7 protein-coding genes are annotated in these 7,581 nt (G+C 71.0%); 6 read left to right on the forward strand and 1 reads right to left on the reverse strand.

Features of this window, described 5'->3' with window-relative positions; genetic code table 11:
* The first annotated feature begins 37 nt into the window (after nucleotides 1-37).
* The 3 genes from RBJ77_RS18005 (at nucleotide 38) to hutH (ending at nucleotide 3,710) form a co-directional block, all read left to right on the forward strand.
* Complete coding sequence (locus RBJ77_RS18005; protein ID WP_372345965.1) at nucleotides 38-847, forward strand: enoyl-CoA hydratase/isomerase family protein; 810 nt, start codon at nucleotides 38-40, stop codon at nucleotides 845-847.
* A gap of 76 nt (nucleotides 848-923) precedes the next feature.
* Nucleotides 924-2,078, forward strand: coding sequence for a diguanylate cyclase domain-containing protein (locus RBJ77_RS18010; RefSeq protein ID WP_372345966.1), 1,155 nt, complete (start codon nucleotides 924-926; stop codon nucleotides 2,076-2,078).
* Between the two features lie 93 nt (nucleotides 2,079-2,171).
* The gene (gene hutH / locus RBJ77_RS18015) at nucleotides 2,172-3,710 is read left to right on the forward strand and encodes a histidine ammonia-lyase (protein ID WP_372345975.1); all 1,539 of its coding nucleotides are present in this window, start codon (nucleotides 2,172-2,174) and stop codon (nucleotides 3,708-3,710) included.
* A 226-nt stretch (nucleotides 3,711-3,936) separates the two neighbouring features.
* On the opposite strand, the gene RBJ77_RS18020 is transcribed toward hutH, so the two are convergent.
* Nucleotides 3,937-4,224 carry a hypothetical protein gene (locus RBJ77_RS18020; protein WP_372345967.1) on the reverse strand — a complete coding sequence of 96 codons (288 nt, stop codon included), beginning with the start codon at nucleotides 4,222-4,224 and terminating at the stop codon, nucleotides 3,937-3,939.
* A 109-nt stretch (nucleotides 4,225-4,333) separates the two neighbouring features.
* Between RBJ77_RS18020 and RBJ77_RS18025 the strand changes: the two genes are divergently transcribed.
* From RBJ77_RS18025 to RBJ77_RS18035, 3 genes are all read left to right on the forward strand, one after another.
* Entirely contained in the window at nucleotides 4,334-4,672 is a 339-nt protein-coding gene (locus RBJ77_RS18025; RefSeq protein ID WP_372345968.1) for a hypothetical protein, read from the forward strand.
* Nucleotides 4,673-4,941: 269 nt separating this feature from the next.
* Entirely contained in the window at nucleotides 4,942-6,210 is a 1,269-nt protein-coding gene (locus RBJ77_RS18030) for an Ig-like domain-containing protein (RefSeq protein ID WP_372345969.1), read from the forward strand.
* Between the two features lie 113 nt (nucleotides 6,211-6,323).
* Nucleotides 6,324-7,581: ABC transporter permease (locus RBJ77_RS18035; protein ID WP_372345970.1), on the forward strand; the 1,258-nt coding region annotated here is incomplete at its 3' end.

The following is a 7,581-nucleotide window of genomic DNA, read 5'->3' on the forward strand; positions in this document are numbered from 1 at the left end:
CTTGACGGTTAACTGGCGTTAACCGGAAGGGCGAGTCATGGGTGATGAGCAGCGGTTCGGGGAGTTCGTGGCCGTACGGCGGCACGAGAGCGGGCACGTCGCCGAGCTGGTGCTCGACCGGCCCAAGGCCATGAACGCGGTCTCCAGCGACATGGCGCGCTCCATCGGCGCCGCGTGCGCGTGGCTGGAGGGCCCGGACGGCCGGGACGTACGGGCCGTCGTCGTCACGTCCAGCCACGAGCGGGCCTTCTGCGTCGGCGCCGACCTGAAGGAGCGCAACTCCTTCTCCGACGCCGAACTGGTGCGCCAGCGCCCCGTGGCCCGCGCCGCGTACACCGGCGTGCTGGAACTGCCGATGCCGACGATCGCCGCCGTGCACGGGTTCGCGCTGGGCGGCGGCTTCGAGCTGGCCCTCGCCTGCGATCTGATCGTGGCCGACGCGACGGCCGTGGTCGGGCTTCCCGAGGTGTCGGTCGGCGTGATCCCCGGCGGTGGCGGTACGCAGCTGCTGCCGCGCCGCGTCGGGACCGCGCGGGCCGCCGAGCTGATCTTCTCGGCGCGGCGCGTGGAGGCCGCGGAGGCCGGTGCGCTGGGGCTCGTGGACCAGGTGGTGGAGGCGGGGCAGGACCGGGCCGAGGCGCTGGCGCTCGCCGCGCGGATCGCCGCGAACTCGCCGGTCGGGCTGCGGGCCGCCAAGCGGGCGCTGCGGCTAGGGCACGGGCTCGACCTGCGGGCCGGCCTGGACGTGGAGGACGCGGCGTGGCGGTCGGTGGCGTTCTCCGGCGACAGGGCCGAGGGCGTGGCCGCCTTCAACGAGAAGCGCAAGCCGCAGTGGCCGGGTGAGTGACCCCGGTCCGGGGCGGGACACCGGTACGGGTGTACTGAATTCACCGAAATGCCGGAAAGCTTCCTAGCCTGGAGAGGTGGGTGAGGACGACCGGCTGCGGGCCGTGGTGGCGCTCGCGCAGGGGATGGCCGCTGCGCAGTCCCCGCGCGAGTCCTGGCGGGCGGCGGCCCTGGGCGCCTGTCGTGCGCTGTCGGGCAGTTTCGCGGCGCTCTCCGTGTGGGAGCGCGAGCACGGCCGGCTGCGGGTCCTCGTCAACGTGGGCGAGCGGGCCGACGGCGAGGCGGAGTTCCCCGAGGACGAGACGTATCCGGTGCACCAGTTCCCGGAGATCACCGAGTTCCTGCACGAGCGGTGGGCCGGCGGCGGGGAGCCGGACGCCTGGGTCGAGACGGCGTCCGGACCGATGGACCGGGCCGGGTACTGCCACCAGCGGGTGGCCGCGCTGCGGCGGCGCGGGCGCGGCTGCTGCGTCGTCGCGCCGATCGTGCTGCACGGGCGGGCCTGGGGCGAGCTGTACGTGGCGCGGCCGCTCGGGGCGCCCGTGTTCGGGCCGCGCGACGCCGACTTCGCCACCGTGCTCGTCTCCGTCGTCGCGGCCGGGATCGCGCAGACCGAGCGCCTGGAGGAGGCCCGCAGGCTCGCCTTCACCGACGCCCTGACCGGACTCGCCAACCGGCGGGCCGTCGACATCCGGCTCGACCAGGCGGTGGAGCGGCACCGGGACGAGGGCGTCGTCGTCAGCCTGGTGGTGTGCGACCTGAACGGCCTCAAGCGGGTCAACGACACGCTGGGTCACGCGCTCGGCGACCGGCTCCTCGAACGGTTCGGGTCGGTGCTCTCGCGGTGCGCGGCGATGCTGCCGGGGATGCTCGCGGCGCGGCTCGGCGGCGACGAGTTCTGTCTGCTCGCGGTGGGCCCGTCCGCCGACGAGGTGGTCCGGGTCGGCGACGAGGTCTGCTCCCGGGCCGCCGAGCTGGACCTGGGCGAGGGCGTGGCCTGCGGGATCGCGTCGACCGGGGATCCGATCGGCGAGGTCAGGAGCGCGCGGCGGCTGTTCCGGCTCGCGGACGCCGCCCAGTACAAGGCGAAGTTCCTGCGCGCCGCGAAGCCGGTGGTGGCGGGGCGTGACGGGGGCCTCGACGACCCCGTCGTGCGGCTCGCGGACTCTCCGCCGCCGGTCGCCGGGGGCGGGGAGCGGCGCCGGATCCGGGGCATGGAGCCCGATCCGTAGGCCTTCGTCCGGGGCCTCACCACGGGTAAGGGGCTCTCCTCGAACTCGGTCGTGACATCTTGAGATTCACTGCGTACGCTCCTGAATATGGATATGCACACTGTGCTGCTGGGGACCCATGGGGTCAGCGCGGACGACGTCGTCGCCGTGGCCCGGCGTAACGCCCGGATCGAACTGTCCGAAGAGGCCGTGGCCGCGCTGACCGCGGCCCGCGAGATCGTGGACGCGCTCGCCGCGAAGCCGGAGCCCGTCTACGGCGTTTCCACCGGCTTCGGCGCGCTCGCCACCCGGCACATCAGCACCGAGCTCCGCGCTCAGCTCCAGCGCAACATCGTGCGCTCGCACGCGGCCGGCATGGGCCCGCGCGTCGAGCGCGAGGTCGTGCGCGCGCTGATGTTCCTGCGGCTGAAGACGGTCTGCTCCGGGCACACCGGGGTCCGTCCCGAGGTCGCGCAGACCATGGCGGACGTGCTGAACGCGGGCATCACGCCGGTGGTGCACGAGTACGGATCGCTGGGCTGCTCCGGCGACCTCGCGCCGCTCAGCCACTGTGCCCTGACGCTGATGGGCGAGGGTGACGCCGAGGGACCCGACGGGGTTGTGCGCCCCGCCGGCGAGCTGCTCGCCGAGCACGGCATCGCGCCGGTCGAGCTGCGCGAGAAGGAGGGCCTCGCGCTGCTCAACGGCACGGACGGGATGCTCGGCATGCTCGTCATGGCGCTTGCCGACCTCGACAACCTCTTCAAGTCGGCCGACGTCACCGCCGCCCTGTCGCTGGAGGCGCTGCTCGGCACGGACAAGGTCCTCGCGCCCGAGCTGCACGCCATCCGCCCGCACCCCGGGCAGGCCGCGTCCGCCGCCAACATGCTGGCCGTGCTGAAGGGTTCGGGCCTCACCGGCCACCACCAGGACGACGCGCCGCGCGTCCAGGACGCCTACTCCGTGCGGTGCGCTCCGCAGGTCGCGGGTGCCGGGCGGGACACCATGGCGCACGCCCGGCTCGTCGCCGAGCGGGAGTTGGCGTCGGCCGTCGACAACCCGGTGGTGCTGCCGGACGGGCGCGTCGAGTCCAACGGCAACTTCCACGGGGCGCCCGTCGCCTACGTGCTCGACTTCCTCGCCATCGCCGCGGCCGACCTCGGGTCGATCGCCGAGCGGCGCACGGACCGGCTGCTCGACAAGAACCGGTCGCACGGGCTGCCGCCGTTCCTCGCGGACGACGCGGGCGTGGACTCGGGGCTGATGATCGCCCAGTACACGCAGGCGGCGCTGGTCAGCGAGATGAAGCGGCTGGCCGTGCCGGCCTCGGCCGACTCCATCCCGTCGTCCGCGATGCAGGAGGACCACGTGTCGATGGGGTGGTCGGCGGCGCGCAAGCTCCGTACGGCCGTGGACAATCTGACCCGGATCGTCGCCGTCGAGCTGTACGCGGCCACGCGGGGCGTGGAGCTGCGGGAGGGGCTGACGCCGGCGCCGGCGTCCCGGGCGGTCATCGAGGCGGTGCGCTCCGCGGGGGTCGAGGGGCCGGGTCCCGACCGGTTCCTGGCGCCGGATCTGGCTGCGGCGGAGGCGTTCGTGCGAAGTGGGGCGTTGGTCGCGGCCGTTGAGACGGTGACCGGGGCGTTGGCCTAGCCCGTACGCCGATTCGTCTGCCTGGTTGCTGCTGCGTCAGCGGGTGCGGCTCTCGTCGTGGCTGGTCGCGCAGTTCCCCGCGCCCCTGAGATGCCTGGCCTGCGGCCGGCATCTCAGGGGCGCACCTCATCGTGGGATGCCTGCAGCGGAGGGGCGGCCAATCAAGCCCCTGCGGCGATTGAGCAGCGGGGTCCGGGGCGGAGCCCCGTGACGGAGTCCTGCTGCGTCAGAACGCCTCCGTCGCGCGGCCGCGGCGGACCGAGTACGTGACGAAACCCACGCCCAGGCCCAGGAAAACGGAGCCGCCGACCACGTACGGGGTCGTGTCCACCGTGCCGGTGTCGGCGAGGCGGAGTTGGCGGTCCGACTGGGCGTCCACCGCGGCAGCGGTCTCGCGTTGGTCGGTCCGTGGTGCGTGCTCAGGGTTCGCCGTGGCATTGGGGACGAACCACAGGGCCCCCAACAGGGTCCCGGCGGCGGTGGCGGTGAGCAGTGATCGGCGTGCGGCGGACACGGAAGCGATCCCCCTTGTGGCGCTGGCGAATTGGCCGTGTCCGCTGATGTTAGTGAAAGGTGCGGGTCACGGGAAAGTCACGAGCGGAACGGGTCGTACGCTCCGCGGTATGAGCACTGATGAGACGTCACGTTTTGTTCGCCTGAAGGTGGAATTGGTCCTGGAGGTCGCCGACGTGGAGGCGCTGACCGGGGCCGCGTTGCAGCGGATCGCGGAGGACGAGGCGATGCCCGTCGAGGAGCGGGCGCACGCCGAGGGGGCCGTCCAGGAGGACGAGGCGGAGGCGATCGCGTATCTCGTGGATCCGTTCGACCTGGTCGGAGACGTACCGGGGGCCGAGCTCGTCCAGGCGTCGTGGTCCAGCGAACAGGTCGACTACGACCCCGATTCGCCGGATTGGGACCTCGACGAGGATGATGACGGGGAGGACGGCGGGTCGCGCGGGTAGTGGTTGTCGGAACGGGTGACCCCGGGTGGCAACCGCCACCCGGGGTTTCGTCGTCCCAGTGGGGAGTCAGGGGTTCACCAGGGGTTCTGTTACCACCGGTGCACCCGTGGTCACGACCTCTGCCGACGTGGCGTCGCCCACATCGGGGCGATCTCGGGAACGGGATGAACCGGGCAGAGCGTTATGCAGGGGTATGGGGAACCCATGTGTTCTCCGTGACCTGACCCGGGGTAGTCGGGGAAGTCGGGAAGTCGGGGAAATCGGCGACTATGGAGAAGCGTGTGATGACGGACGGTAAGCGGCGCAAGGGTCTGATGGCCGCGTCCGCCCTGCTCGGCGGTGTACTGATGCTCTCTGCGTGCAGCGGGGGCGACGACGACTCCGGGTCGTCGGGTGGTGGCAAGAAGGAGTCGCAGCAGCAGGCCGACGAGGCCGCGGCGAAGAAGACCTCCGAGGCCGACATCAAGATCGCGCCCAAGGACGGCTCCGACAACGCGAGCATCAACAACGCCGCCAAGGTCACCGTGAGCAAGGGCACGCTCACCGACGTCACCATGACGACGGCCGACGGCACCGCCGTGGCCGGTCAGATATCTGCGGACAAGAAGAGCTGGAAGCCCACGAACCAGCTGGAGCGCGCGACCACGTACAAGATCGCCGCCGAGGCGAAGGACTCCGGCGGTCGCGCCGCGCACGAGAACGCGCAGTTCACGACGGTGTCCCCGACCAACAGCTTCATCGGCAACTTCACGCCGGAGGACGGCTCGACCGTAGGCGTCGGCATGCCCGTGTCGATCAACTTCGACAAGGCCATCACGAACACGTCCGACGTGCAGTCCCACATCACCGTCTCCTCCAGCAGCGGCCAGGAGGTCGTCGGGCACTGGTTCAGCGCCAACCGCCTGGACTTCCGCCCCGAGGACTACTGGCAGGGCAACTCCACGGTCACCCTGAAGCTCGACCTCGACGGGGTCGAGGGCGCCGACGGCGTGACCGGCGTGCAGCAGAAGACCGTCACCTTCAAGATCGGGCGGAACCAGGTCTCCACGGTCGACGCCAAGACCAAGATGATGACCGTCACCCAGGACGGGAAGACGATCAAGACCATCCCGATCTCCGCCGGCTCGCCCGAGAACAAGACGTACGAGGGCCAGATGGTGATCTCCGAGAAGTTCAAGGAGACCCGGATGAACGGCGCGACGGTCGGCTTCACGGACGACGACGGCAAGGGCGAGTACGACATCAAGGACGTGCCGCACGCGATGCGCCTGTCGAACTCCGGCACGTTCATCCACGGCAACTACTGGGGTGCCAAGTCGATCTTCGGCTCGGCGAACACCAGCCACGGCTGTGTCGGTCTGGCCGACGCCAAGGGTGCCGGCGACTCCAGCACGCCGGGCGCCTGGTTCTACGACAACTCGATGGTCGGCGACGTCGTCGTCGTGAAGAACACCGGCGACAAGACCGTCCAGCCGGACAACGGCCTGAACGGCTGGAACCTGAGCTGGGCCGCCTGGAAGGCCGGCTCCGCCGCCTGATCCGACCCGCAGTTCCCCGTGAGTCCCGGTACGCGCCGCGTACCGGGACTCACTTATGCAGTCCGCATGTTCCTCACAGCTCAGTACAAAGCAGCGTCCTTACTGTCCGCCTCATGTTCCTCACCTACCTCAGGCGTGAATTGAGGCGGCGCCGGAAGGCGGCCCTCGTCGTCGCCTCCGGGCTCGCGCTCGGCATCGCGCTTGTCATCACGGTCACGTCGGTCTCGGCCGGGATGAAGCAGGCCCAGAGCAAGGTCCTCGCCTCGCTCTACGGGCTCGGCACCGACATGACGGTGACCAAGGCGGCCCAGGCCCCGTCGAAGAACGGGGGCGGCCGCCCCGACTTCACGTTCGACGCCGACGGCGACGACGACTCCAGCACGACGCAGTCGACCGACCGCGTCATGACCTCCGGCGGCCAGACGCTCAAGTCCTCGCTCGTCGGCCAGGTCGCGGACCAGCAGGGCGTCGCCTCCGCGACCGGCGCGCTGACCCTCAACGTCATGAAGGTCTCCGGCCAGTTCAGCCAGGGCAAGGCCCAGAGCCAGAGCCAGAGCCAGGGTCAGGGCCAGGGCGGCCCCGGTGGCGGCGAGGGCGGCGGTCAGGGCGGCGTCCAGGGCGGCGGCGCGAACTTCGACGTCAACTCCTACTCCGTGTACGGCATCGACGTCGCGCACCAGGGCCTCGGCCCGCTCTCCACCATGGAGATCACCAAGGGCCGCACGTTCAAGGCGGCCGAGACGGACGCCGAGGTGGCCGTCCTGTCGACGTCCTACGCCAAGGAGAACTCCAAGGCCGTCGGCGACACCCTCACCGTCAACAAGGTCACGTACGAGATCGTCGGCATCGCGCAGGCGAGCAGCAGCGAGTCGAGCGGCGACGTCTATCTGCCGCTGAAGCAGGCGCAGACGCTCGCCGACGCCAAGAACAAGGTCTCCACGATCTATGTGAAGGCGAGCGACTCGCAGCAGATCGACACCGTCAAGGCGACGATCAAGAAGAACATCAGCGGGACCACGGTCACCACCTCCGCCGATCTCGCCGACACCGTCTCCGGCTCCCTGTCGACCGCTTCCGACCTCGCGTCCAGCGTGGGCAAGTGGCTCTCCGTCGTGGTGCTCGCGGCCGCCGTCCTGGTCGCCGCGCTGCTCACGTCGTCGGCCGTGTCGCGTCGCGTACGGGAGTTCGGCACGCTCAAGGCGCTCGGCTGGAGGTCGGGGCGCGTCACCTGGCAGGTCGCCGGTGAGGCGATCGTCAACGGGCTCGTCGGCGGCGCCCTCGGCATCGCGCTCGGCCTCGCCGCCGCGTACGCCGTCACGGCCTTCAGCCCGACCCTGAGCGCGTCGCTGGGCTCGGCGGGCGGCTCGGGCG

The sequence above is a fragment of the Streptomyces sp. KL116D genome, from assembly GCF_030766975.1.
Lineage (GTDB): Bacteria > Actinomycetota > Actinomycetes > Streptomycetales > Streptomycetaceae > Streptomyces > Streptomyces longispororuber_A.